The following is a 26,017-nucleotide window of genomic DNA, read 5'->3' as shown; positions in this document are numbered from 1 at the left end:
GGCCATGCCTCGCTACGAATACCGGTGCCGCCCCTGTGACGTCACCTTCGAGCTGAACCGGCCGATGGCCGAATCGTCCGCCCCTGCCCTCTGCCCCGATGGGCACGAGGACACCGTGAAGCTGCTCTCCACGGTCGCCGTCGGCGGCTCCGCCAGTGCCCCCGCGCCGTCCGGTGGCGGTGGCGGCTGCTGCGGGGGCGGCTGCTGCGGCTAGGTCCTGTCGGGACACACCCTGGCGAGGGCCGTGAAAGAAGACCTCCGGTGTGATGGAGCTGTCCAGGAACACACCACACACGGAGGTCTTCACCTCCCACCGTAGTACCCCGCTGACCTGCCCGGATCCACATCGGCCCGGAACGGAGCCGCCGACCGCTCCGGAACGCGCCCGCGCCGTCCCGTGCACTGCGCCACGGAGGCCGTCCCCGGGGCCCCGGATCCGCGTCCGCTCAGCCCGGGACGTGCCCCGGGCCGGTGCCGTGAAGGCCGTCGGCGCGGACGAGGCCGGGTCGCCCCGGCAGGCCCCCGGTTCAGCGCTTGCGGGCCACGGTGAGTCCGTCCGCCACGGTGAGCATGACCGACTCCATCCGGCCGTCCGCCCGCACGTGCTCGTTGAACGCCCTGATCGCCGCGGCGCTGCCGGTCGCCGCGGGGTCGGGGGCCTTGCCGTGGAAGAGCACGTTGTCCGCGACGATCACGCCGCCGTCCCGCAGCCGCGGCACCAGTTCCTCCCAGTAGGAGATGTAGCCGCCCTTGTCCGCGTCGACGTAGGCGAGATCGATGTGCGGCTCGGGCGGCATCGCCCGCAGCGTTTCGAGCGCCGGCGCGATCCGCAGGTCGATGCGGTCGGCGACACCGGCCTTCGCCCAGGCTTCGCGGCCGTACGCCGTCCACTCCTCGGAAACGTCGCAGGCGACCAGCGTGCCGTCCGCGGGCAGCGCCCGGGCCATCGACAGGGTCGAGAATCCGGTGAACGTGCCCACCTCGACGACGTGCCGGGCGCCGGTCAGCCGCACCAGGAACGCGAGCAGCGGCCCCTGTTCCTCCGCCGACTGCATGCCGGCCGCGTCGGGGAACCGCTCGTGCGTGAGGTCCACCAGGCCGCGCTGGACCGTATCCAGCGGCGGGTTGTGGGCCAGCACGTAGTCGTACAGTTCCGGCGTGATCGGCGTGCTCTTGGACTCGGCCACTGACGCTCTCCTCTGGATCCCGTGCGGCGGCCCCGGAAGCCTTCCCGGACCGGCCCGGCTGCGCCGCCCCGGCGAGAGTAGCGGAGCCGCCCGTTCCGCGAGGGAGTACCGAATGTCCCGGTCCCGTTCGGCTCAGGTGTCCCGGTCCGCCGTGCCCCGCAGGAAGGCGCGCAGGATCTGCTCGCCCGCCGCGGCCCCTCGCGCGGGGAGCGCGGTGACGTGCGGGGCCTGCCAGCCGGTGTCCGCCAACTCCCCGTGGCCCGGCCGCCATCCGCGGTCCGCGGCCAGCAGCAGATCGGCGTCCAGCAGCGAGTCGCCCGCCGCGAGGACCTCGGTGGCCCCCGTGCGGCGTACGACCTCCGCGACGGCGGCGCTCTTGGTGAGCGGCTTCGGGACGGCGTAGATCTTGCGGCCCTGGAGGGACACGGTCCAGCCGCGGCCGGCCGCCCAGTCGGTGAGGTCCTTCACCCAGGTGTCGGGCAGCAGCGCCCGCTCGACGACCAGATAGGCGAAGAGATCTTCCGCGGTCCGCTCCTTGAGCAGCCAGGCGGGATCCGCGGTGCGGACGAGGTGTGCGCGGATCTCGGCGAGCGGCGCGCACTGCGCGGCGAGGCGTCCGGCGACCGTGCGCTGCCAGTCGGGGTCCGACTCGCCGTTGACCAGGAGGTGCCCGCCGTTGGCGCAGATCGCGAACTCCGGTGCCGGGCCGGGCAGATGGATCCGTCCGTACTGCTCGCGGGTGCGGGTGGTGGTGGGCACGAAGGTGGTGGATGCGGCCAGTTCGGCGAGCAGTCCTGCCGCCGTCTCCGTCAGGTAGGAGAGCGGCCGCTGTTCGTAGACCTCGACGCAGAGCAGGCGCGGCGCCTGCGCGTCCGGCGTGGTCAGGTCCAGGGCCGCGGCCGAGTAGATCAGGGTGCGGTCGAGGTCGCTGGCGACGATGGTGCGCATCAGGCGGCCACCGCCTTGCCGTCGGCGCCGGTCGCCCCGCGGGTGAACCGGGGGTGGATCAACCCCACGCAGGTGTAGGGGAGTTCGTCGACCTCTTCGACGGGTACGCCGCGCTGTTCCGCCAGGAGGCGCACGTGGTCGAGGTCGGGTCCGGCTCCCCGCCGGGCGAGGATCTTCCAGGGCACCCGGCGCAGCAGGACGCGGGTGGTCTCCCCCACGCCGGGCTTGACGAGGTTGACGTCGTGGATGCCGTGTTCCGCGCTGATCCGCTCGACCGCGGCCCAGCCCTCCCAGGTGGGGGCGCGGTCCTCGGCGGCCAGCTGCTCCACGTCGGCGGCGACGGCTTCGGTGACCTCGCCGAAGCGGGCGCTGACCGCGTCGAGGAATTCGCGCGAGAGGTCGGCCCCGGCCAGTTCGCGGTAGAACTTGGCGCCGTGGAAGTCGTCCGGGCCGACCAGGTCGTCGCGCAGGACGGTGCGGGATATCAGCCCGGAGACGGTGGAGTTGAGGCAGGCGGACGGGATGAGGAAGTCGTCCCGGGTGCCGTAGGTCGCCACGCAGCCGCCGGGGTCGGCGAGGACGGCGATCCGCGGGTCGAAGCCGGGGAAGTCCTCCAGGGCGTCGGCGAGTTCGCGGGTGATGGCGCCCTTGCCCGTCCAGCCGTCGACGAAGACCACGTCCGCCGGGTCGTGGTGGGCGGCCAGCCAGCGCAGGGCCGTGGTGTCGATGCCGCGGCCCCGCACGATCGAGACGGCGTAGTGCGGCAGGTCCAGGCCGTGCGCGTACTGGGCCCAGCGGCGCATCAGCACGCCGACGGGGGTGCCGGCCCGCGCCAGCGAGACGAGTACCGGGCGCGGGGTGCGTTCGGCGAGCACGGTTTCGGTGACGGCGCCGACGGCTCGGGCGATCCGGCCGGCGGAGGTCTCCAGCGCGCTGTGGAACAGCGCCTGGTACCGCTGTGACGGCTGGTATTCGACGGGCAGCGACTCCGCGTAGTGGGCGCCGCCGCTCTGGATGGCCTCCTCGCGTTCCTCGGTGGGGACTTCCAGCGTCACCGCGGACAGGTCCTGCAGCAGCCAGCCGACCTCGTCGGCGGCGTAGGAGGAGAAGGCGGGGCCGCGCAGCGGCTCGGGGAGGTGGTGCACGGTGCGGGCCTGTCGTTGCGGGGCGTGCGGTGGCTGCGTCGCCTTGCGCTGCTGCGGGACGTACGCGGGGACGACGGCGAGCAGCAGCCGGTCGGTGTGCGCGGCGAGGCGGTCCAGCAGGCCGCCGGGGGCGCGCAGTTCGGGTCCTTCGCCGTGCGCATCGACGACGGCGACGATCGCGTCGAACCGCCGCGCGGGGTCGGCGCCGGGCGCGACGTTGTACGCGTAGCGCCGCCCGGGGCCGTCGGCGGGGCGGTCGTGGGCCGGGAAGGAGAGCCGGGTGCGGATGGCGTAGCCGGGGTCGTCCACGGCGAGTACCGGTGACCGGGTGGTGGTCGAGAAGCGGACCTCGGGGCCGTCGGCGGGTCCGGCGTCGGCGCGGGCCCACGCATCGGCGGCCTGCTCGGCGGGGAGCGTGCCCAGGCCGCCGGGCGGGGAGAGCTGCGCGTCCAGGGCCTGGGCCAGCCGCAGCGGCGCGTACATCAGCTCTTCGTTGCCGAGGACGAGGATGCGGCGCGCGCCGCCGAGGTGGTCCCGGAGCCGGGCGGCCATGGCGGGCAGCGCGGCTTCAAGCCGCTCGCGGTGCGCCGGGGTGAAACCGTGGCGGCCGCCGTCGGGCACGCCGGCGGGCCATTCCAGGGCGACGCGTACGGGCGCGGCGGCGCGCCCGCTGTCCGTCGCCGCAAAGCCGTCCTGGCCCGACGGCCGCCCGCCGTCCGGGACTTCATGGGCGGCGACGAGGTCCTGTCCGCGCCGCAGGACATCGGCAGGCAGGCAGACGCTGCCCGCGGCCAGGGCGACGAGGTCGACGCGGGCGCCCAGGTCGGCGGCGAACTTCTCCAGGTGCCTGCGGTCGCCTTCGGAGCGCATGTCGACGAGGGCGACGACGACGTACCGCTCGCGCGGGAAGCGCGCGTGCAGGGCCTTGACGGTGTTCAGGACGGTCCTGCCGGTGGAGAACTCGTCGTCGACGAGGACCAGCGGCCCGTCCCCCGCGAGCAGGCCGTGCTCCTCGGGCAGCAGCAGGTGCGAGGTGGCGTGGCTGTGCTCCTCCTCGAAGCCGCCCACCGGCTCGGCTCCCGGGACGGGGCGGCGCGTGGAGTGCAGGTACGGCGCGAGCGCCAGCCCGTCGGCGACGGAATGCCCGAGGCCCGTCGCGGTCTCGGCGTAACCGAGCACGACGGAGCGGGCCGCGGCCTCGTCACCGAGCAGTTCCCGCACCCTGCGCCCCAGTCCGACGCCGATGCCGTGCACCACCGCAGGACGCTGCGGTACGTGCTTGCCGAGCACGTGCGACACGAGCAGATGGGCCCGCTTGGGGTTGCGCCGCAGCGCAAGACCCAGCAGTCCCGGCAGCTGGTCCCCGCCGCTCAGCGAGACTCCGAGCCGCCGAGCGACCCATTCTCCCGTCCACACCACGCGTTCCGTCTCCTCCATCGTGTCGTCCGCCGGCGGTCACCACCGGCTTCCCGCCGGTTCCCGGCCGGGTCGGTCTTCGGTTTCTTCTCGGACGCCGGGACCGTTCCCGGCCCGGCCGTCCGGCTACGTGTGCGGCAGGCTCGCGGCGAGCAGCTCCACGAAGCCGATGCCTTCGCGTGCCACGCCGAACACCTCGGCGCGCAGCAGCGTCCGCTCGGCCCAGGCCCGGTGCGGTTTCACCTCGTTCATCTTGTTCGTGTAGGCGGAGCGCAGTACGCCGCCGTCGCCGCGCTCGGGCCGCAGGATGTCGACGGCGTCGCTGAACTCCTCGTGGCTGACCACCGAGAGGGCGTGCACGGGCGCGACGTGCGAGGGGTGGATGCAGGTCTTGCCCTGGAGCCCGTTGGCCCGGTCCAGCTCGATCTCCCGCAGCAGGCCGTCCATGTCGTGCTCGATCAGCGCCGTCCGCAGCTCCTCGGCCCGGCCCAGGAACGGGCTCCGGCGCAGCTGCGGCTTGAACATCCGCTCGTGCAGCCGGAAGTACTCCCACACGGGCCCGGTGACCGTGAATCCGGTGCCGTCCGCCCGCCCCAGGACATTGACCACGTCGGCTATCACGGAGGCGACGATCTGGACGTCATAGGCCGTCATGTCGGGCGCGCGGCGCAGCCCGTAGGCCGAGCAGAAGTCCGTGACGCCCAGGCGCAGGGCGAGCACCCGGTCCCGGTGCGCGTCGACGATCCTGGCGACGCCCCGGAGGGTCTCGCCGCGGGTCTCCAGATGCAGCAGCTGCGGGGATTCCAGGACCGGCATCGCGAAGAGCCGCTGCCCGCATTCCGCCTCGGCGGCGGCCAGCGCCGTCAGGAACGCCGCCCCGCGCTCCTCGGTGAACTTGGGGAGTACGAAACCGGAGAGCCTGCGGACGGCCGGGCCCATCCGGCGTGCCAGGTCCGGTATCTGGTCCGGCGTGCGGACGCGGACGAACAGCAGCGGAAGATCGGTGCCTTCGGCGGCCGCCGCGTCGAGCAGGGCGAACTGCCGGACGAGGTTCTCCTCACCGGCTCCGACGTCCGCGTCGCTGATGGAGTCCTCCAGGCAGAGCACCATCGACACGACGCCGCAGCCGGCCTGCTTGAGGACGTCGTCGGCGAGCCGCGGCCGGGTGGCCGGGCTGTAGAGCGTGGCGCCGAGAGCGACCGCGAGCAGGCGGGCAGGCGATCCGGCGGTGAACTCCGCCGGCTCCTGGTGGAACAGCGTCTTCTGAATGTCGGGCGCAAGATGCCCAAAATGCCGCATACAACTCCCCGCATACAGGCGCGAACCGGGCATCCCCGTTGCGTCCCGCCCTCTGGATCCAGCCGGTAATCGTACGTGCGCGTGGGTATCGATAGTTCCCCCGTACGCGAAAATTTCATGAGGTGCACAAAGCATCGAGGTGTCCTGGCGGTGCCCGCGGGCCCCTCCGCCAGGGCCCCGCGTTGTCCCCCCGACCTCCCAGAAGGCAGGATTGCGACATGACGCACGCGATGCTGAAAGGGTCGAACGTACCCCTCGACACCACGGCGGTACGGGCCGTCCTGCGCTGGACTCCCGGCGTCGGCGTCCCCGATGTCGACGCCTCGGCCCTGCTGGTGGGCCCCGAGGGCCGCGTGCGCTCCGACGAGGACTTCGTCTTCTACAACCAGCCGCAGCACCCCGGCGGACAGGTCAGACACCTGCTCAAGAGCCGTCTCACCGACGGCCTTGCGGACACCATCGAGGTGGACCTGTCCACGCTCGACCCGACGGTGGACCGCGTGGTGCTGACCGCGTCATCGGACGGCGGGGCCTTCGCCGGCGTACCTGACCTGCGCGTCCTGCTGTACGACGCGACGGCGGCCGGCGGCGATCCGCTGGTGACCTTCGACGTGGTGCCGGACACCGGCGAGGAAACGGCCCTGATTTGCGGGGAGCTGTACCGCCGCGGCGACGGCTGGAAGTTCCGTGCGCTGGGCCAGGGGTACGACAGCGGACTGGTGGGCCTGGCCACCGAGTTCGGGATCTCGGTCGACGACGGCGACGCCCCGCGGCCCGACCCGACGCCGCCCACCGCACCTCCCGCCGACGGCATGGCCCCCTCGCCGCCCGCCGCCCCCCTCCCCGACAGCGCCCCGGCGGCCGCCGACGCAACCGCACCGCCCGCCACGGCCTGGCCCGAGGAAGCCGTCGGCCCGCCCGTCGCCGGCCCCGCTCCCGCGGACCCCGACGCGGCCACCCAGCACGTGCCCGACCCACTGCCGGAGCCCTTCTCCGCCGCCCCGCTCCCGCCGAGCGCCGCGCCGCCCCCCGGCCCGCAGCCCACCGGCGGCGGATACGGCTACCCGCAGCCCACCGGCGGCGGATACGGCTACCCGCAGCCCGCCGGCGGCGGATACGGCTACCCACAGAACGTTCCGCCGCCGCCCGCCCAGCCGCCGTCACCGCCCGCGTACGGCTACCCGGGCCCGCCGGTCCCGCAGCAGCCGGGCCCGCCGCCGTACCCGCCGCAGCAGCCCGCGTACGGCTACCCGCAACAGCCGCAGCCGACGTACGGCTACCCGCAGCAGCCGCCCGCCGCGCCCGATCCGTCCTTCGTACTGCCGCCCCAGGGCCCGCAGTTCCAGCGCCGCTGAACACCCCGTCTGCCGGCCACCCGGCAGGCGGACCTCACACCTTCGACTTGTAGCCCCGACCCCAGTGCAGGCCCCAGCCGTACAGCCGGTCCAACTCCGCCTGGAAGCCGTAGACGTACTTGACCTCGCGGCGCACGGTCAGCTCGTCCTTGGTCTTCTCCAGCATGAAGATGGCGCAGGAACGGGCCTGCGGCGCCCGCTCGTCGAGCCGGATCTGGACCCGCGGCCCGGTGGTCGGGTAGAGCGTCACCACCGCGTGCGTACGGTCGAAGGCGGGTGTCCCGTCGTAGATGTAGACGAAGATCAGCAGCCGCTTGATCTCGTCGCGGTGATCCATGTTGATGTACAGCGTCTCGCCGGACGGTGAGCCGAACCGGTCGTCGCCGCTCAACTGCACGTAGGGCGGGCCGTTGAGATCGCCCAGGAAGTCGCCCAGCGGCTGCACCACACCCTTGGTGCCGTCCTTCAGCTCGTACATGCAGGCCAGGTCGAGGTCGATCTGAACCACGGCGGGGCCCTGCGCCTGCACCACCTCGGGCTTGAAGATACGGGCCGGGTGCCGCAGCAGGCTGCCCATGCTCCGCTTGCCGCGGTCCCCCAGATCCGAAGTGCGCATCTGCCAGTGCAGGTTGACCCGCAGATGCCCGCTGTCCGCACCCTGCTTGGTCAGCGAGACGACCGGATTCCGTTTCGTCAGCTCCACGACGTACGACGCACCGCCGCTGTCGTATTTCGGCGCTCCACCGCGCCACAGGTTTCCCAGGAACGACACCTTGCCCACCCCACTGCTCGGCCCCATATGACAACGGGGCGGCCCGAGGTCTGCACCCCATGGCCGCCCCGCAGAGAGCGTTCCTCAATCAGGCCCGCATCACACGCCGGAGGATACTTCCGCCTTCGGTTCGGTACTGCCGCCCGGTTTGCCTTCACGCCGGTTCTTCACCACGGACGACCAGAAGGAGAGGGCGATCAGCACGACGCCGACGAGGCCGGTGATGACCTCGTTGATCTCGTACTTGATCGTGACGAGCAGGATGACGGCGAGCGCGCCGATCGCGTAGTGCGCGCCGTGCTCCAGGTAGACGTAGTCGTCCAGGGCGCCCTTACGGACCAGGAAGACGGTCAGGGACCGGATGTACATCGCGCCGATGCCGAGACCCAGCGCCATCTCGAAGATGTCGTTGGTGATGGCGAACGCGCCGATGACGCCGTCGAAGGAGAAGGACGCGTCGATGACCTCCAGGTAGAGGAACATGAAGAACGCGGCCTTGCCGGCCAGGCCCACGGCCGCGCCCGCGCCCTTCTTCACCGCCGGCTTGCCGCCCTCGGCCTCCTCGCCCTCCTCGTCGTCCTCCAGCTTGTCCTCGAAGTAGCCGGAGATGCCGCCGACGACGAGATACGTGATGAGGCCCGCGACGCCGGACAGCAGGACCGTGGCGCTCTTGTCACCACCCCCGTGCGAGACGCCCGTGGCGACCGTCATCGAGGCCACCAGCAGGACGACCAGCGCGATGACCACGGACAGCATGTCCAGCTTGCCCAGCCTGGCCAGCGGCTTCTCGATCCAGGCCAGCCATTTGTGGTCGCGCTCCTCGAAGAGGAAGTCGAGGAAGATCATCAGGAGGAAGATCCCGCCGAACGCCGCGATGGCGGGGTGGGCGGCGGTGACCAGCTCCTGATAGTGCGCCTTGTCGTTGATCGCGAGGTTGACCGCCTCGATCGGCCCCAGCTTCGCCGTGATCGCGACGATGACGACCGGGAAGACCAGCCGCATGCCGAACACCGCGACGAGAATGCCGACGGTCAGGAAGATCTTCTGCCAGAAGGCGTTCATCTTGCGCAGAATGCCTGCGTTGATGACCGCGTTGTCGAACGAGAGCGAAATCTCCAGGATGGACAGGATTCCGACAATCGCGAGCCCCTGCCACCCCCAGAGCACGCCGGCCAAGGCCAGGCCGAGCACCGTGACGGCGAACGACCAGCCAAAGGTTTTCAGGAGCACTGCCTACCCAATCCCTCGCTGTATGGGCCCCCCGCGCGCGCAGCGCGGCGCCTTTACGAAACGTTGACCCCGAAGTCTAGAGCGATACCTCGCAGACCCGACGCGTACCCCTGACCCACCGCCCTGAACTTCCATTCGCCGTTGTAGCGGTAAACCTCGCCGAAGATCATCGCCGTTTCGCTGGACGCGTCTTCACTGAGGTCGTAACGGGCGAGTTCGCTGCCGTCCGCCTGATTCACGATGCGGATGAAAGCGTTGCCGACCTGACCGAAGCTCTGGCCGCGCGCCTCCGCCTCGTGGATCGACACCGGGAACACGATCTTGTCGACCTGCGGGGGCACTCCGGTGAGGTCCACCAGAATCGACTCGTCGTCCCCTTCGCCCTCGCCGGTGAGGTTGTCACCGGTGTGCTCGACGGAACCCTCGGGACTCTTGAGGTTGTTGTAGAAGACGAAGTACTCGTCCCCCAGCACCCGGCCCGATGCACACAGCAACGCACTGGCATCCAGGTCGAAATCGGCTCCTGTCGTGGAGCGCGCGTCCCAGCCGAGCCCGACCATGATCTGCGCGAGATTCGGAGCGGCCTTGGACAGGGAGACGTTGCCCCCCTTGGCGAGCGTGACGCCCATGATGTTCGCTTCCTCCCCGGTATCGGCGCGGACCGTGCGCGGCCCGCGGCCCCTTGAAGCGCGTCCGGCGCCGCACGTCCCCCGAGGGGGCGTACGGCGCCGGACGCGGAAAACATGCCTGCTTCACACGGCCGGCACCGCCGGCCCGTGCTGCACGGTCAGACGTTGACGCCGAAGTCCTGCGCGATGCCGCGCAGTCCCGATGCGTAACCCTGGCCGATGGCGCGGAACTTCCACTCCGCGCCGTTGCGGTACAGCTCGCCGAAGACCATGGCGGTCTCGGTCGAGGCGTCCTCGCTGAGGTCGTAGCGGGCCAGCTCGGTGCCGTCGGCCTGGTTGACCACGCGGATGTACGCGTTGCGGACCTGGCCGAAGCTCTGCTGGCGGTTCTCGGCGTCGTAGATCGACACCGGGAACACGACCTTGCTGACGTCGGCGGGCACCCCGGCGAGGTTCACCTTGATCGCCTCGTCGTCGCCCTCACCCTCACCGGTGGTGTTGTCACCGGTGTGCTCGACCGAACCGTCGGGGCTCTTCAGGTTGTTGAAGAACACGAAGTTCTGGTCGTTTGCGACCTTGCCCTGGTCGTTCGCCAGCAGGGCGCTGGCGTCCAGGTCGAAGTCCGTACCGGTGGTGGTACGGGCGTCCCAGCCCAGACCGACGAGAACGGCGGTCAGATTGGGGGCTTCCTTCGTCAGCGAGACGTTGCCGCCCTTGCTGAGGCTGACTCCCACGAGTCCTCCCATAGATTCGAGGGGTACGAAAAATCTTGCGCCCCCATCGTGCATGGCATCGGATCAACGAATCGATCCTAGTGACCGGTTCCCACCGAATGCAGATATCGCCGACGAATGTCGTTCCGGCGGCGACTGCGGCCCGTGGCGCCACGGAAGAGGGCGGCTCAGATGGTGCCGAGCGCCTTGAGGTAGTCGTTCAGGTCACGGGCGTCGGGCAGGCCGTTGACGACCGTCCAGCGCACGACACCCTCCTTGTCGATGATGAAGGTGCCGCGCACCGCGCAGCCCTTCTCCTCGTCGAAGACGCCGTACGCACGCGAGGTCTCGCCGTGCGGCCAGAAGTCCGACAGCAGCGGGTACTCCAGGCCCTCCTGCTCGGCGAAGACCCGCAGCGAGAACGGGGAGTCGTTGGAGACCGCCAGCAGCTGCACGTCGTCGTTGACGAACTTCGGCAGCTCATCGCGGAGCGCGCACAGCTCGCCGGTGCACACGCCGGTGAAGGCGAAGGGGTAGAAGAGGAGGACGACGGCCTTCTCGCCGCGGAACTGCGAGAGCTTGACCAGCTCGCCGTGCTGGTTCTTCAGCTCGAAATCCGGAGCCTTCGTGCCGACCTCGATCGCCATGGGTGCATCCCTTCCGGTCACGCTCAACAGGTATCGGGGCAACCCTACGCGCCGCCCCGGGCCGCCCGACGGCCGTACCCGGACAGGGCCGAGCCCCCCTCCGGGCAGGCCGGAGGGGGGCTCGGGTACGGAGATCGAGGAAGGGCGGTTCAGCGCTTGCCGGTCTTCGCCGCCTTCGGCGTGACCAGCCGGCTGCCGGACCAGTCCTTGCCCGCGTTGATGCTCTTGGTCTGGGACAGACCCGCGGTCTGCGCGGCCTCATTGATGTCGCTCGGCTCGACATAGCCGTCACGGCCGGTCTTGGGGGTCAGCAGCCAGACCTGCCCGCCCTCGTCGATCAGCCCGATGGCGTCCACCAGCGCGTCCGTGAGGTCACCGTCCTCGTCCCGGAACCACAGCAGAACGACGTCAGCGACATCGTCGTAGTCCTCGTCGACGAGGTCTTGGCCGATCACGGTCTCAATGCCTTCGCGGAGATCCTGATCGACGTCGTCGTCGAATCCGATCTCCTGGACCACCTGTCCGGGCTCGAACCCCAGCTTGGCGGCAGGGTTGGTCCGCTCCTCCGCGTGGTCCGCGGTCGCGCTCACGGATTGCCTCCTGTCATGTTTCGGAAAATGCTCGGAAAGCTCCGCGCGTGCGCGGAGCATTGGGCGTAGTCCACACGGGCGGGGCGGATCGCGCAAGTACCCGGCCGTCGAGACCGCCTAAACGGTGACGATTGGAGGCGTCTCGCCGCAACTACGACCCCACCAGGACAGGTCCAAGTGATACGCATCACGCCCTTCTGCCGGGTTTGCGGGGTGGACACGGACGAGCGAACTCCTTCATGACTTCTGCCCGGCCCTCGGATGCGTATGCGGAATACGCACCGGCGCCCGTCACCCTCTGTCGACATGAGCGTATGGTTGCGGTTTGGCCGACCTGAGAAGTCGGCCTTTGTAGCGCCCGCCTCCGCGGCTGCGGTTACCCATCGGTAGAGATGACGTATCGCGACGCCGCGGTACACGATGGAACACGGCGCGACCCCAGAAGAAACCACAGAGAGACAGCATCCGACCGCGTGCGCTAGCAGCTATCGCGTGCAGAGCACGACATGACCCGAACACGAAGGAACAGCGTGGCTTCCGGATCCGATCGAAACCCGATCATCATTGGCGGCCTTCCCAGCCAGGTCCCGGACTTCGATCCCGAAGAGACCCAGGAATGGCTCGACTCGCTCGACGCAGCCGTCGATGAGCGAGGCCGGGAACGAGCTCGCTACCTCATGCTTCGACTGATCGAGCGTGCCCGCGAGAAGCGCGTGGCCGTGCCCGAGATGCGCAGCACGGACTACGTCAACACCATCGCCACCAAGGACGAGCCGTTCTTCCCCGGTAACGAGGAGATCGAGCGCAAGGTCCTGAACGCGACGCGGTGGAACGCGGCCGTCATGGTCTCCCGGGCCCAGCGCCCCGGCATCGGCGTCGGCGGCCACATCGCCACCTTCGCCTCCTCCGCCTCCCTGTACGACGTGGGCTTCAACCACTTCTTCCGGGGCAAGGACGACGGCAAGGGCGGCGACCAGATCTTCTTCCAGGGCCACGCCTCCCCCGGCGTGTACGCCCGCGCGTTCCTGCTGGACCGGCTGAACGCGTCGCAGCTGGACGCGTTCCGCCAGGAGAAGTCCAAGGCGCCCAACGGTCTGTCGAGCTACCCGCACCCGCGGCTGATGCCGGACTTCTGGGAGTTCCCGACCGTCTCCATGGGCCTCGGCCCGCTGGGCGCGATCTACCAGGCGCGGATGAACCGCTACATGCAGGCGCGCGACATCGCCGACACCTCCGACTCGCACGTCTGGGCGTTCCTGGGCGACGGCGAGATGGACGAGCCGGAGTCGCTGGGCCAGCTGTCCATCGCCGCGCGCGAGGGCCTGGACAACCTCACCTTCGTCGTCAACTGCAACCTCCAGCGCCTGGACGGCCCGGTCCGCGGCAACGGCAAGATCATGCAGGAGCTGGAGTCGCAGTTCCGCGGCGCCGGCTGGAACGTCATCAAGCTGGTCTGGGACCGCAGCTGGGATCCGCTGCTCGCCCAGGACCGCGACGGCATCCTGGTCAACAAGCTCAACACCACGCCGGACGGCCAGTTCCAGACGTACGCCACCGAGACCGGCGCGTACATCCGCGACCACTTCTTCGGTGACGACCAGCGGCTGCGGGCGATGGTCGAGAACATGACCGACGACCAGATCCTGCACCTGGGCCGCGGCGGTCACGACCACAAGAAGATCTACGCGGCGTACGCGGCGGCCAAGGCCCACAAGGGCCAGCCGACGGTGATCCTCGCGCAGACCGTCAAGGGCTGGACGCTCGGCCCGAACTTCGAGGGCCGCAACGCGACCCACCAGATGAAGAAGCTGACGGTCGAGGACCTCAAGGGCTTCCGTGACCGGCTGCACCTCCCGATCGCGGACAAGGAGCTGGAGGACGGCCTGCCGCCGTACTACCACCCGGGCCGCGACTCGGAAGAGATCCAGTACATGCACGACCGGCGCAAGGCGAACGGCGGCTACGTGCCGACCCGTGTCGTGCGCGCCAAGCCGCTGCAGCTGCCGGACGACAAGGCGTACGCCGGCGCCAAGAAGGGCTCCGGGCACCAGAAGATCGCCACGACCATGGCGTTCGTCCGCGTCCTGAAGGACCTGATGCGGGACAAGGAGATCGGCAAACGCTTCGTGCCGATCGCGCCCGACGAGTACCGCACCTTCGGCATGGACGCGTTCTTCCCGTCGGCGAAGATCTACAACCCGCTGGGCCAGATCTACGAGTCCGTCGACCGCGAACTGCTGCTGGCCTACAAGGAGTCGCCGACCGGCCAGATGCTGCACGACGGCATCACGGAGGCGGGCTGCACGGCCTCGCTGATCGCCGCCGGCTCCGCCTACGCGACGCACGGCGAGCCGCTGATCCCGGTCTACGTCTTCTACTCGATGTTCGGTTTCCAGCGCACCGGTGACCAGTTCTGGCAGATGGCCGACCAGTTGGCGCGCGGTTTTGTGCTGGGCGCGACCGCCGGCCGTACGACGCTGACCGGTGAGGGCCTCCAGCACGCCGACGGGCACTCGCAGTTGCTGGCCTCGACCAACCCGGCCTGCGTCGCCTACGACCCGGCCTACGGTTACGAGATCGCGCACATCGTCAAGGACGGCCTGCGGAGGATGTACGGAGAGAACTCCGAGGACATCTTCTACTACCTGACCGTCTACAACGAGCCGATCCAGCACCCTGCCGAGCCGGCCGACGCGGACGTCGAGGGCATCCTCAAGGGCCTGCACCGCATCAAGGCCGGTGAGAAGGGCGAGCACACGGCCCAGATCCTCGCCTCCGGTGTCGCGGTGCCGTGGGCCGTGGAGGCCCAGCAGATCCTCGCGGACGAGTGGAACGTCAGGGCGGACGTCTGGTCGGCCACCTCCTGGAACGAACTGCGCCGCGATGCGGTGGAGATCGAGCGGCACAACCTGCTGCACCCGGAGGAGGAGCAGCGCGTCCCGTATGTGACGCGGAAGCTCCAGAACGCCGAGGGCCCGAAGGTCGCGGTCTCGGACTGGATGCGCTCCGTCCCGGACCAGATCGCCCGCTGGGTGCCCGGTACATACCAGTCGCTGGGTGCCGACGGCTTCGGCTTCGCCGACACCCGTGGAGCGGCCCGCCGCTTCTTCCACATCGACGCCCAGTCGATCGTGCTGGGAGTGCTCACCGAGCTGGCGCGGGAGGGCAAGGTCGACCGCTCGCTGCTGAAGCAGGCCATCGACCGCTACCAGCTGCTGGACGTCACGGCGGCCGATGCCGGGGAGGCCGGCGGCGACGCCTGACCCTCTCCGGCACACCGCCGTACGGTGTCCGCCGCGCCCCCGACCAGCGATCTCGCCGGTCGGGGGCGCGGCCGTTGGCGGCCTCCTTGCCGGGTGCGGGGTCAGCGCTCCCAGATCTTGAACGCCCTTACCTGGTACGGCGATCGGGGCACCCAGCTGCCACCGCCCGGGTAGGTGTCGAACTCGCCGGTCTCGGCGCATTCGGCGCTCTGGTAGGTGGTGACCGGACGGCCGGTGCGGTTGGCCAGCGAGGTGGCGGCGGTGCCCTTGGGGAGCGTGACGCAGCTCTCGATGTCGGTGTCGGACAGCTCGTAGGTCTGCCGCTTGCCGCCGAAGTCCGCCGTGGGCCAGACGCACAGCTGGCCGCTGGAGCAGTCGCCGGACGCGGCTGCGGTGCGGCCGCCGGGCGCCGCGTGGGCGGGCGGGGCGGCGAGGACGGCCGGGGCGGTGAGCATGGCGGCCAGTGCGGCGAGGCCGGTGACGAGCGCGGTGCTGCGGAACGTACGCATAGGAATCTCTCCCCCGTGGAGTGCGGTGGCTTTCCGCGGCGGGCCGGTTGCCTGCCGCGGGTTCACACCGAGCTTCGCGACCGTGCGGGACGGCTGCCAAGGCCGCGGCGGGAGGACCACCCGGATCGGCGATGGGGACGGAGTGTGCGGCTCTGGGCAGGGGTCGTTGGCGCGGTGTTGACGCGGTAGCGGACCGCGCCTGGCCCTGCGGAAACCGTTTTTCCCATGGCGGGGCGGCGGGCCGCTGCGGGGTGGCCGGCCGGTCGTGCCCGTGCGGCGGCGGATGGTTCCCGTATGGGCTCATCCGGATGAGGGATTCGGCGCGATGTGCTGGGTCCGGCCGTGGCAAGGAATCGGCGGCGAAGGCCAACACGACGTCGGGGACGGGTGGTTGACGCGCGCGGCCGCCTGCGTACGCCGCCGGAACGCGACGGCGCGCGGCCCGCCGAGAGGGATACGCGGGCGGCCGCGCGCCGGGGGGAGGGTACGGCAGGGTGCTGTTTGCCGCGGGTGCGGCGGCGGTTGGGCGCCGACGGTGGCCGACGGCGCCCGCGGGCCGGTCAGATGTGGCCGACGCCCGCGCCCGCCTCCGCGTTCTTGCCGCGCTTGGTGAACATCGCGACGACCGCCGCGACGACCGCGACTCCGCAGGCGACCGTGAAGGCCAGGCCCATGCCGGAGACGAAGGTGTCGTGCGAGACGGTGACGATCTTCTGCGCCAGCTCCGGCGGGGTGCCCTTCGGCACCGGTGCGATACCGGCGGAGACCGCGTCGGACGCCTGGGACAGCTGCTCGGGGCGGGCCGGCGGCAGACCGGCCGACTTCCAGTTCTCCGGCAGCTCGTTCTCCACGCGGGAGGCCATCACGGCGCCCAGCACGGCCGTGCCGAGGCTGCCGCCGACCTGCATACCGGCCTGCTGGAGGCCGCCTGCGACGCCGGACAGCTCCAGCGGGGCGTTGCCGACGATGACCTCGGTGGCGCCGACCATGACCGGGGCGAGGCCCAGGCCGAGCAGGGCGAACCACACGGACATCGGGCCGGTGCTGCTGTTCGTGTCCAGGCCGGACATGCCGTACATCGCGACGGCGGTCAGGACCATGCCGCCGACCAGCGGGATCCGCGGGCCGAACTTGGTGATCAGGGCACCGGCCAGCGGCGAGCCGACGATCATCATGCCGGTGAGCGGGAGGAGGTGCAGGCCGCTGTCGACGGGGCTCATGCCGTGCACGTTCTGGAGGTAGAACGTCACGAAGAACAGGCCGCCCATGAAGGCGAAGGCCATCAGGATCATGAGGACGGTGCCGGCCGTGAGCGGCACGGAACGGAACATCCGCAGCGGGATGAGCGGCTCGCGGACCTTGGTCTCCAGGAACGCGAAGAGCGCGAAGAGGACCACCGAACCGATCAGGAAGCCCCAGGTCTTCATGTCGCCCCAGCCCCACTCCGACGCCTTGATCAGCGGCCAGATGAGGCAGAACATCGCGCCGGAGAGCAGCACGATGCCGGGTATGTCGAAGGAGCGCGGGGCGTTCTCCGCGCGATGGTCCTTGAGGATCACCAGGCCGAGGACGAGCGCCAGGATGCCGACCGGGACGTTGATGAAGAAGACGGACTGCCAGCTGACGTGCTCGACGAGCAGACCGCCGACGATCGGGCCGCCCGCGGTGGAGGCACCGATGACCATGCCCCAGATACCGATCGCCATGTTGAGCTTCTCGGCGGGGAAGGTCGCGCGCAGCAGGCCGAGCGCGGCGGGCATCAGCAGCGCGCCGAACAGGCCCTGGAGCACGCGGAAGACGATGACGAAGGTGACCTCGCTGGAGAACCCGATGGCTCCCGAGGCGGCGGCGAAGCCGAGGATGCCTATGAGGAAGGTCTGGCGGTGGCCGAAGCGGTCACCGAGCTTGCCCGCGGTGATCAGCGAGACGGCCAGCGCGAGCATGTAGCCGTTGGTGATCCACTGCACGTCGGCGAGCGAGGCGCCGAGGTCCTGCTTGATGGCCGGGTTGGCGATGGCGACGATGGTGCCGTCGAGGGCGACCATCATGACGCCGATGGCGACGGAGAAGAGAGTCAGCCACGGATGGCCGCGCAGCCCCTTGCGGGGCTCCGGTACGGGAAGTTCCGGTGCGACGTCGGCAACCGGGGTCTGGGAACTCATACAAGGAGATTAATGTCAGCCACTGACAGTTGACAAAACAAACCATCAGTCGGTAACTGTCATTTCCCTCACAGGTATCCTGAGCAGCGAGAACACCAGGAAAGGCGGCGCAGGATGGCCCCGTCGACGGCGCGGAAGCCAGTCAGCTGCGGTCTGCGCGCACGGAAGAAACAGCGCACCCGCGACGCGCTCATCCGCGCAGCGCTCGAACTGTGCACGGCACAGGGGTACGACGCGACGACCGTCGACGAGATCGCCGCTGCCGTGGACGTCTCCCAGCGCACCTTCTTCCGCTACTTCACCAACAAGGAAGAGGTCGTCTTCGCCGTCCAGGAGATGGTGGAGGCCCGCTTCGTCGACGAACTGCGGCGGCGCCCGGCGGCCGAGGCGCCGCTGACCGCGCTGCGCAGCGCGGTGGTGCTGGCCTGGGACGAGATCGGCGCCGCGATCGAGTCGGTGGTCCCGGTGGAGCTGCACATGCGCTCGTACCAAATGATCGAGTCGACCCCCGCGCTGGTCGCCGCCCACCTGCGGCGCTCATCCGACCTGGAGGAGGAGGTCGCGCAGCTGATCGCCCGGCGCGAGGGTCTGGACGCCGGGCTGGATCCGCGGCCGCGGGTGCTGGTCGCGGTGTTCAGCGGCGTGATGCGGGCGGCGGGCAAGGTGTGGGGCGAGGGCGAGGACTGCAGCGTGGACTCCCTCCGCACGCTGACCGAGTCGCACCTCGATCACATCCGGCCGGCCATAGACGACGACTGGCGCGCCGGGCGGTGAGGCGGCCGGCGGGCCGGCGGTTTCGCCCTCTCCGCCGCCGTGTACGGCGTCCGACGCGCCGGGCAGGGCGCACGGCCGACACGCCGCCCGGCCTCTCGCCGAACGGGCGGAGCCGCGCCGACACGCCGTCATTGATCCCCGTCGGCGCGTGACGGTCCCACTGCCCGATGAGTGCACCTCCGCGCAGCTGAGCGCCGGAATTCCCCACTCTGTGTCCGAAATGGTCGAAATACCTGGCGTGAAACGTGACATGACTCACGCCCGGAGCGTGCATGGTGTCGCGTCTCCTAGGGTGGCCCGCGGTGAATTCTTTCTCTGGGCTCGGCCCCTCCTTCGGTTTTCTGCAGTCCACCGCCTGGCGTGCGGCACTCGCCCTGGTGGTGGTGTTCGTGATGCTGGCCATTACCGGATGGACGGCCATCAGAGGCAACCACCAGGACGACGCCGACCCTCTCGCCACCGCCAAGGCGAGCTGGCGGCACGCCGCCTTCCGCGGGCACCCGCTGCCCGACCCCGACGGCACCCCGGCCAAGCTGCGGGCGTTCTTCGCGTCGCTCGACGGCACCGGACGCCAGCAGCTCGCCGACCGGTACCCACTGGTCGTCGGCAACATGGACGGCGCGCCCGTACAGCTGCGCTACCGCGCCAACAGGACGGCCCTGGACCAGGCCCGCGCCGTGGAACGGGAACGCGCGTCCGACCACCGCCTCACGCCCGTCGGCCGCCAGACCGCCGACCGCCTGATGAGCCGCTTCGATTCGATGATGGCCAAGGGCCGCCAGATCCTGGCCTTCGACCCGGCGGGCGGCGGGCGGGCCGCCGAGGTCTTCGGCAACCTCACCGAGGCCCGCCGGGTCTCGGTCGTCGTCCCCGGTGTGGACACCAACCTGACGAACTTCGAGCGCACCGCGCAGCCGACCATCGCCCCGGTGGGCATGGCCAAGTCGCTCTACGCGGCCGAACGCGACGCCCGGCCCGGCGCCCGTACGGCCGTGATCGCCTGGGCCGACTACACCGCGCCCGCAGGTCTCGGGGTGGAGGCCGCCACCGGCCAGCTCGCGGCGGCCGGCGCCGTCCGGCTCCAGTCCCTGACACGGTCGCTGCCGTCCGCCGACTCCGTCTCGCTGTTCTGCCACAGCTACGGCTCCGTGGTGTGCGGCCTGGCCGCGCACGACCTGCCGTCCAACGTCGGGGACATCGCGGTGGCGGGCAGCCCCGGGATGCGCACCGAGAGCAGGGCGGCCCTGGGCACCCGTGCCCGGGTCTGGGCGATGCGGGACGCCGACGACTGGATCCAGGACGTGCCGTACATGGAGGTCGGCGGGCTCGGCCACGGCGCCGATCCGGTCGACCCGTCGTTCGGCAGCCGGGTCCTGTCGGCCGAAGGCGCCGTCGGGCACGCGGGCTACTTCACCCCCGGGACGGAGAGCCTGCGCAACTTCGCGCTGGTCGGTGTCGGCGCGCTCACCGACGTGGCCTGCGCGTCCGACGACAGCGACTGCAGCGCCGGCCTCGCCTGATGCAGCTGCCGGGTGGGCGGCGCGCCCCGGCGTCCCGCGCGCCCCGCGCCACGGGACGCGAGCCGGTGGCCGGGAGCCGCCGACCGCACACGGCACACGGTGCACGGAAGGGGGACGGGCGGGCAACCGCCGCTTACGATGAGCCGCATGGGTGATGTGCTGGCCGGTTTTCACGCCGTCTGGGAGTTCGAAACGGACTCCGTGCTCATCCGCTTCGAACGGGGGATCCGCAGGCCGAAGCTGTTCCAGGCGCTCGGCGAGCGACGCATTCCGTACGAGGCGCTGAGATCTGTCGAGCTGTCCGAGGGCAGGCGCGGCACGGTGGTCCTGCATGCCGTGCCGCGTCCCGGCGCCGATCCTCTGATGGAGGCGGCGGCCGGACAGCTCAAGGAGGACTCCGATCCGTACCGCCTGGTGCTGCCCGCCGAACGCGAGGCGTCGGCCGGGGACTTCGCCGACGCGCTGCGCGCCGCGCTGGTCCCGGACGCCGCGGAGCCGGCCGACCGCCATCTGGTCGCGGCGCCGGATCCGCCGCTGACCTTCAAGGCGTACGACGGCAAGGCGTCCTTCGACGGCAGCACGGTCGCGTTCCGCTGGTTCTGGACGGGCGCCTCGTCCGCGAAGTGGAAGCGCGGCGACCAGACCTTCGCCGTCGGCGAGCTGGCCGGCGTGGAGTGGCGCTCGCCGGAAGTCGTCACCGGCCATCTGCGGCTGCTGGAGCGCGGGGCGCGCGAGGCGCGTCCCGGCGAGGCGGACCAGGATCCGGCGGCGGTGGTCTTCGGGCTCGGCTACGGCCCGGTCCACGAGTCACTGCCGTTCGCCGCCGCGGTGCTCCAGGCGGTGCGCGCCGCGGATTCCGGGCAGGACACCCCCGCCCGCGAACCGGCGTGCAGGGCCGGCGACACCCGGCGGGATCCGGCCGACATCGCCGACCGGATACGGCAGCTCGGGGAGCTGCACACGGCCGGTCTGGTGACCGATGGCGAGTTCAGCGCGAAGAAGGCCGAGCTGCTGGCCGAGCTGTAGGCCGGGCGTGACGTCCCGCACGGCAGGCCCCGGGTCATACCGTGGTACGGGGTGCTGCCCCAGCCCTCGGTATGACGCCCCGGTGGCCGCGGTCCGCTTACATTGACCAGGCGATGAGCCACGATCCCCAGACACCAGAGCCCGGCCGCGGCACGCCCCGCGAGTCCGCGCGGGCGCGGGCGGAGCGCGCCGTACGCCAGGCGATGCGCGTCCTCGCCGACAACCTCGGCACCCCGGCGGGCCCCGGTACGCCGCTGTTCGACGACGTCCGCAGCGTCTGGCTGCGCCGGCTGCCGTACGTCGTCGCCTTCGTCTTCGCGGTCTCGCTGCTGCCGACGACCGTGCGCGTACTCAGCAACGACTACGGCATGGACGGCGGCCTGGCCGGCGGGCTGGCAATCGCGCAGACCGTCCCGCTGCTGCTGGCGGTGACCCGGCCGCTCCAGGCGTGGTGGGTGATCTTCGCCGCCGACGCCGTGTGCGCGGCGGTGCTGGCCTCGCTGCCCACGGCCTGCGAGCGTCTCTGGCCGTGGCCGGCCACGGTGATCGTCGGTTATCTCGCGCTGATGCTGGCGCTGTCGCTGCGCGAGCGCCGCCGCACGCTGTTCGCCGTCTGGCTGACGACCGGGGCGCTCAGCATCGCCTTCGAAGTGGTCGCCCCGGGGAACAGTGACGGCAGCTGGGTGCTGATGTTCGTGCTGAGCGGTGTGGTGCTGCTGGTCGGCGCGACGCTGCGGGAGCGCGGCGACACCCGGCGGAAGCTGATCGAGCAGGAGACCATCAGTGAGGCGGAGCGCGCCCAGCGCACCCTGCTGGAGGAGCGCGCCCGCATCGCCCGGGAGCTGCACGACGTCGTCGCCCACCACATGTCGGTGATCACGGTCCAGGCCGACAGCGCCCCGTACCGCATCGACGGGATTCCCGAAGCGGCGCAGGAGGAGTTCGCCACCATCGCGGCGACCGCGCGCGAATCGCTGGCCGAGATGCGCCGCCTTCTGGGGGAGCTGCGCAGCGCGGACACGGAGCGGGACGGCGGTCCCGAGAAGGCCCCGCAGCCGGGCCTCGACGAGCTGCCCAAGCTGGTCGAGGGCACCGTACGGGCCGGTGTGCCGGTCGAGTTGACGCTGCCGGACGAGCCCGTCGCGCTGGAGCCCGCAGTGGATCTGTCGGCGTACCGGATCGTGCAGGAGGCGCTGGCGAACGTCGTGCGACACGCTCCGGGCGCGCGGACCCGGGTGATGGTGATGCAGGCGGACAGCGGCGCGACGCTGACCGTTTACGTCGCCAACAGTCTGCCGCCCGCGCCGTCCGAGCCGTTGGAGACCTCCGGCACCGGGCACGGCCTGGTCGGCATGCGGGAGCGGGTGCGCCTGCTGGGCGGTTCGCTCAGAACCGGGCCGCTGCCCGGCGGCGGATTCCATGTGATTGCCCAACTCCCCATCATGCCGCCGCAGTTGATCGTGAAGGATTACTACTTCGCATGACCACACGAGTGATCATCGTCGATGACCAGGCCATGGTGCGGGCGGGGTTCGCCGCCCTGCTCGCCGCGCAGAGCGACATCGACGTGGTGGGGGACGCGCCGGACGGCGCGCAGGGTGTCGAACTGAGCCGCAGGACGCATCCGGACGTGGTGCTGATGGACGTCCGGATGCCGGAGATGGACGGCCTGGAGGCGGCCAGGCGGCTGCTGGATCCGCCACAAGGTGTCAGCCACCGTCCGAAGGTGCTGATGCTGACCACGTTCGACGTCGACGATTACGTCTACGAGGCGCTGCGGGCGGGCGCTTCCGGCTTTCTGCTCAAGGACGCGCCGCCGGCCGACCTCATATCGGCGGTCCGGATCGTCGCGGCCGGCGAGGCGCTGCTCGCGCCGTCGGTGACCCGTCGGCTGATCGCCGACTTCGCCCGGCAGCGGCCGGCCCCCCGCAAGGAGAGCAGCGCGCTGCGGCTCAACGGCCTCACCCCGCGCGAGACGGAGGTACTTGAGCTGATCGCCCGCGGCCTGTCGAACCAGGAGATCGCCGATGCGCTGGTGCTCGCCGAGCAGACGGTGAAGACCCATATCGGGCGCATCCTGGCCAAGTTGGCGCTGCGGGACCGGGCGCAGGCGGTCATCTTCGCGTACGAGTCGGGGCTGGTCTCGCCCGGCGAGCGCTGACCGCGGGGCGGCCTCCTCCTGCCGTCCTCCCTCCTGAGGACCAGCGGGGCGCGCACCCCCTACTCCGGTATCACCCCGGAGTTGGCCCCGCGGTGTGACGCCGCATCACCCGTCGTCTTTCTACGTTTCCCTCCGCCACCAACGGAAGAGGGAGACGTCCATGTCCCTGCTGCGAGCCGCCACCCGGCGCGGCAAGCGCACGCTCATCGCCGCCGTGTGCGCGGTGACGATCGCCGCCGGCACCGGCGGCTGGGCGGCCGGCTCCGCACAGACAGCGGTCACCGGACCCGCGCCGGGCGCCGCCGCCTGGCGCGCCGACCACTCCCTCGGCGTCCGGCTGCCGGACCCCGCGACCGCACGGCCCGCCCGCGTCGCCCGCTTCTTCGCCACGCTGACCGACGCCCAGCGTCACGCACTCGCCGCCCGGCACCCGCTGACCGTCGGCAATCTCGACGGCGCGCCCGTCGCCCTCAGATACGAGGCCAACTCCCGTGCGCTGGCGGCGGAACGGGACCGGCAACTGGCCCGCGCGAGCGACCCGGCCGGCACTCTCCAGGACCATCAGGCGGCGCGGAAGGCCGCCGCCCGCTGCGCCGGTCTGCTCGCACCCGGCCGGCAGATCCTCGCCTTCGACCCGCGCGGCAGGGGCCAGATCGCCGAGGTGCACGGTGACCTGACGGCGGCCCGGCGCACCGCCGTCGTCGTCCCCGGTTCGGACATCGACCTGGCCACCTTCGACCGAGCGAAGGACCCGTACGGCACGCCGACCGGGATGGCGCGGGCGCTGCGCGGGCGGATGGTGGCCGACGCCCCCGGCACCCGTAGCGCGGTGATCGCCTGGGCCGGCTACACCACACCGGTCGGCCTGGGGCCCGACGCCGCCACCGGGCGGCTCGCGGAGGCCGGCGCGCCCCGGCTGGCCCGTTTCCTGTCCGGGCTCGCCGCGGACCGGATACCCGCGCCCGCGCTGCTGTGCCACAGCTACGGCTCGGTGGTCTGCGGCCTCGCCGCGCCGCACCTCGGCCGCACCCTGCGCGACCTGGTCGTCTTCGGCTCCCCCGGGATGCGCACCGCATCGGCCGCCGCGCTGCACACCGGCGCCCGGGTGTGGGCGGCCCGGGACACAACCGACTGGATCGGCAACGTCCCGAACGTCGAACTGCTGGGCCTGGGGCACGGGGAGGACCCCACCGACCCCGCCTTCGGCGCCCGCCGGGTCTCCGCCATACGAGCCGAAGGGCACACCGGCTATCTGGCTCCCGGTACGGACTCGCTGCACCACTTCGCCGCCATCGCGCTGGGCCGCTACGCCGACGTCTCCTGAGCCCGGCCGCCCGCGCTCCCGCCGCCCCGCCGCGCCTCCTCCGACCTCAAGGACCTCTCATGGCCCTCGCCCTGCTCGCCCCTCTCAGACGCACCGCCCGCACCATCGACGCGCGGACCCCCGCACACCGCGACCGCGCCATCGATGGGCTGCGCGCCCTGGCTCTGCTCTCCGTGCCCACCGGCCACTGGCTGCTCGGCGGCTTCACCCGCGACGCGGACGGCGCGCTGCACAACGCCAGCCCGCTGACCGCCATCGGCGGCCTGGCACCGGCGAGTTGGGTGCTCCAGATGCTCGGCATCTTCTTCCTCGTCGGCGGCTACGCGTCGGTGCTCTCCTTCCGCCGGGCCACCGGACACGGGACGTCACCCGGCGCCTGGCTCGGCACCCGACTGGCCCGGCTGGGCCGCCCGGTACTCGGCGTCGCGGCCGTCTGTGCCGCACTGATCACGGTGCTGTCCCTCCTGGGGGTGCCGGAGGCGACCCTGCACACCGGGGCGACGCTGGTCATCCAGCCGCTGTGGTTCGTCGGCGTCTACGCAGTGGTCACCGCGCTCACCCCGTACTGCCTGCGCGCGGCCCGCCGTTGGGGCGCCTGGACCGCCGCCCCGCTGCTGCTCTCCGTCGCCGTCGTCGACTTCCTGCGCTACGGACCCTTCGACGCGGCGATGCCGTCCTGGCTGAGTCTGCTCAACCTGCTGCCCGGTTGGCTGTTCGCCTACCAACTGGGCGTCTGCTGGGGCGAGAAGAGACTCGGGCGGGCCGCCGCGTGGACGCTGCTGGCCGGCGGCACCGCCCTGTTCGCCGTGCTGCTGCTGGGCTTCGACTACCCGGCGAGCATGGTCGGGGTGCCCGGCCAGGCGCGGACGAATTCCCATCCGCCGTCGCTGCTCGTGGTGGCGCTGGCGGCGGCCCAGTCCGGTGCCGCGGTCCTGCTGCGCGACCGGCTCGCCCGGCTGCTGCGGCGGCCCGCACTGTGGGCGCCGGTCGTGATGATCAACCTGTCGGCCATGACGATCCTGTGCTGGCACCAGACTGCGCTGCTCGGCCTGGCCGTACCGGCCTCGTATCTGGGCGGCATACCCGGCCTGACGCTCGCCCCCGACTCGTGGGGATGGCTGCTCGCCCGGCTGGCCTGGCTGCCGGTCTTCGCCGTCGTCCTGGTCGCCATCAGCCGTGCCACCCGCCGCTTCGAAGCGCCGTGGAGCGGCGTTGCCGGCACCGGCCGCACCCTGGCGGCGGTGCTGGCCGCCGGGTTCGCCGTTTTCGCGCTGCGGCTGGCGTAGGGCGGGTGCCGCTCGGCGCGGGGCCGGGAAGAAGCCCGGCCCGCGCGCCGCCGGGTGCCGG

At 71.3% G+C, this 26,017-nt stretch carries 22 protein-coding genes; 10 read left to right on the top strand and 12 right to left on the bottom strand.

Going from position 1 to position 26,017, the window contains the following annotated elements:
* Positions 1 to 4 precede the first annotated feature (4 nt).
* Positions 5 to 214 carry an FmdB family zinc ribbon protein gene (locus tag LIU39_RS06430; protein ID WP_227045581.1) on the top strand — a complete coding sequence of 70 codons (210 nt, stop codon included), beginning with the start codon at positions 5 to 7 and terminating at the stop codon, positions 212 to 214.
* 313 nt (positions 215 to 527) lie between these two features.
* Here LIU39_RS06430 and LIU39_RS06425 read toward each other — a convergent pair whose 3' ends face one another.
* From LIU39_RS06425 to LIU39_RS06410, 4 genes are all read right to left on the bottom strand, one after another.
* Positions 528 to 1,187: an O-methyltransferase gene (locus LIU39_RS06425; RefSeq protein WP_227045579.1), complete on the bottom strand. Its 660-nt coding sequence runs from the start codon at positions 1,185 to 1,187 to the stop codon at positions 528 to 530.
* Between the two features lie 132 nt (positions 1,188 to 1,319).
* Positions 1,320 to 2,135, bottom strand: a complete 816-nt coding sequence (locus LIU39_RS06420) for an HAD family hydrolase (RefSeq protein WP_227045576.1) — start codon at positions 2,133 to 2,135, stop codon at positions 1,320 to 1,322.
* A complete protein-coding gene (locus LIU39_RS06415) occupies positions 2,135 to 4,717 on the bottom strand; it encodes a phosphoribosyltransferase (protein ID WP_227045574.1) in 2,583 nt (860 codons plus the stop codon). The genes LIU39_RS06420 and LIU39_RS06415 overlap by 1 nt, the downstream gene beginning before the upstream one ends.
* Positions 4,718 to 4,822: 105 nt before the next feature.
* Positions 4,823 to 5,995, bottom strand: a complete 1,173-nt coding sequence (locus LIU39_RS06410; RefSeq protein WP_227045572.1) for an HpcH/HpaI aldolase/citrate lyase family protein — start codon at positions 5,993 to 5,995, stop codon at positions 4,823 to 4,825.
* 218 nt (positions 5,996 to 6,213) lie between these two features.
* Here LIU39_RS06410 and LIU39_RS06405 point away from each other — a divergent pair, with 218 nt between their 5' ends.
* Positions 6,214 to 7,350, top strand: coding sequence for a TerD family protein (locus LIU39_RS06405; protein ID WP_227045571.1), 1,137 nt, complete (start codon positions 6,214 to 6,216; stop codon positions 7,348 to 7,350).
* Positions 7,351 to 7,384: 34 nt separating this feature from the next.
* Here LIU39_RS06405 and LIU39_RS06400 read toward each other — a convergent pair whose 3' ends face one another.
* The 6 genes from LIU39_RS06400 to LIU39_RS06375 form a co-directional block, all read right to left on the bottom strand.
* On the bottom strand, positions 7,385 to 8,149 hold the full coding sequence (locus LIU39_RS06400; protein WP_227045569.1) for a TerD family protein: 765 nt from the start codon (positions 8,147 to 8,149) through the stop codon (positions 7,385 to 7,387).
* A gap of 72 nt (positions 8,150 to 8,221) precedes the next feature.
* A complete protein-coding gene (locus tag LIU39_RS06395; RefSeq protein ID WP_227045566.1) occupies positions 8,222 to 9,352 on the bottom strand; it encodes a DUF475 domain-containing protein in 1,131 nt (376 codons plus the stop codon).
* 53 nt (positions 9,353 to 9,405) lie between these two features.
* Positions 9,406 to 9,981, bottom strand: coding sequence for a TerD family protein (locus tag LIU39_RS06390; RefSeq protein ID WP_227045564.1), 576 nt, complete (start codon positions 9,979 to 9,981; stop codon positions 9,406 to 9,408).
* Between the two features lie 158 nt (positions 9,982 to 10,139).
* Complete coding sequence (locus LIU39_RS06385) at positions 10,140 to 10,715, bottom strand: TerD family protein (protein ID WP_227045562.1); 576 nt, start codon at positions 10,713 to 10,715, stop codon at positions 10,140 to 10,142.
* A gap of 167 nt (positions 10,716 to 10,882) precedes the next feature.
* Entirely contained in the window at positions 10,883 to 11,341 is a 459-nt protein-coding gene (locus LIU39_RS06380; RefSeq protein WP_227045560.1) for a peroxiredoxin, read from the bottom strand.
* Between the two features lie 149 nt (positions 11,342 to 11,490).
* Positions 11,491 to 11,931 (bottom strand): DUF3052 domain-containing protein, encoded by a 441-nt coding sequence (locus tag LIU39_RS06375; protein ID WP_227045559.1) that lies wholly within the window; start codon positions 11,929 to 11,931, stop codon positions 11,491 to 11,493.
* 530 nt (positions 11,932 to 12,461) lie between these two features.
* On the opposite strand from LIU39_RS06375, the gene aceE reads away from it, so the two are divergent.
* Entirely contained in the window at positions 12,462 to 15,194 is a 2,733-nt protein-coding gene (aceE, locus tag LIU39_RS06370; protein WP_227045557.1) for a pyruvate dehydrogenase (acetyl-transferring), homodimeric type, read from the top strand.
* Positions 15,195 to 15,295: 101 nt separating this feature from the next.
* On the opposite strand, the gene LIU39_RS06365 is transcribed toward aceE, so the two are convergent.
* Together LIU39_RS06365 and LIU39_RS06360 are read right to left on the bottom strand one after the other, a co-directional pair.
* Positions 15,296 to 15,703, bottom strand: coding sequence for a peptidase inhibitor family I36 protein (locus LIU39_RS06365; RefSeq protein ID WP_227045555.1), 408 nt, complete (start codon positions 15,701 to 15,703; stop codon positions 15,296 to 15,298).
* A 560-nt stretch (positions 15,704 to 16,263) separates the two neighbouring features.
* The gene (locus LIU39_RS06360; protein WP_227045554.1) at positions 16,264 to 17,865 is read right to left on the bottom strand and encodes an MFS transporter; all 1,602 of its coding nucleotides are present in this window, start codon (positions 17,863 to 17,865) and stop codon (positions 16,264 to 16,266) included.
* Positions 17,866 to 17,979: 114 nt separating this feature from the next.
* Between LIU39_RS06360 and LIU39_RS06355 the strand changes: the two genes are divergently transcribed.
* The 7 genes from LIU39_RS06355 to LIU39_RS06325 all read left to right on the top strand — a co-directional run bounded on the left by LIU39_RS06355 (position 17,980) and on the right by LIU39_RS06325 (position 25,956).
* Positions 17,980 to 18,639 carry a TetR family transcriptional regulator gene (locus LIU39_RS06355; RefSeq protein WP_227045552.1) on the top strand — a complete coding sequence of 220 codons (660 nt, stop codon included), beginning with the start codon at positions 17,980 to 17,982 and terminating at the stop codon, positions 18,637 to 18,639.
* Positions 18,640 to 18,941: 302 nt separating this feature from the next.
* Entirely contained in the window at positions 18,942 to 20,159 is a 1,218-nt protein-coding gene (locus tag LIU39_RS06350; protein ID WP_227045550.1) for an alpha/beta hydrolase, read from the top strand.
* A 147-nt stretch (positions 20,160 to 20,306) separates the two neighbouring features.
* Positions 20,307 to 21,185 carry a DUF4429 domain-containing protein gene (locus LIU39_RS06345; protein ID WP_227045548.1) on the top strand — a complete coding sequence of 293 codons (879 nt, stop codon included), beginning with the start codon at positions 20,307 to 20,309 and terminating at the stop codon, positions 21,183 to 21,185.
* 113 nt (positions 21,186 to 21,298) lie between these two features.
* Positions 21,299 to 22,669 (top strand): sensor histidine kinase, encoded by a 1,371-nt coding sequence (locus LIU39_RS06340; protein ID WP_227045547.1) that lies wholly within the window; start codon positions 21,299 to 21,301, stop codon positions 22,667 to 22,669.
* Positions 22,666 to 23,346: a response regulator gene (locus tag LIU39_RS06335; RefSeq protein WP_227045545.1), complete on the top strand. Its 681-nt coding sequence runs from the start codon at positions 22,666 to 22,668 to the stop codon at positions 23,344 to 23,346. Before LIU39_RS06340 ends, LIU39_RS06335 begins: the two co-directional genes overlap by 4 nt.
* A gap of 160 nt (positions 23,347 to 23,506) precedes the next feature.
* Entirely contained in the window at positions 23,507 to 24,670 is a 1,164-nt protein-coding gene (locus LIU39_RS06330) for an alpha/beta hydrolase (protein WP_227045543.1), read from the top strand.
* A 59-nt stretch (positions 24,671 to 24,729) separates the two neighbouring features.
* Complete coding sequence (locus tag LIU39_RS06325; RefSeq protein WP_227045541.1) at positions 24,730 to 25,956, top strand: acyltransferase family protein; 1,227 nt, start codon at positions 24,730 to 24,732, stop codon at positions 25,954 to 25,956.
* Positions 25,957 to 26,017: the final 61 nt, after the last annotated feature.

Source organism: Streptomyces pinistramenti, assembly GCF_020564935.1.
Classification (GTDB): Bacteria; Actinomycetota; Actinomycetes; order Streptomycetales; family Streptomycetaceae; genus Streptomyces; species Streptomyces pinistramenti.
Note: the sequence above shows the minus strand (reverse complement) of the source record. Positions and strands in the feature narration are given on the sequence as shown.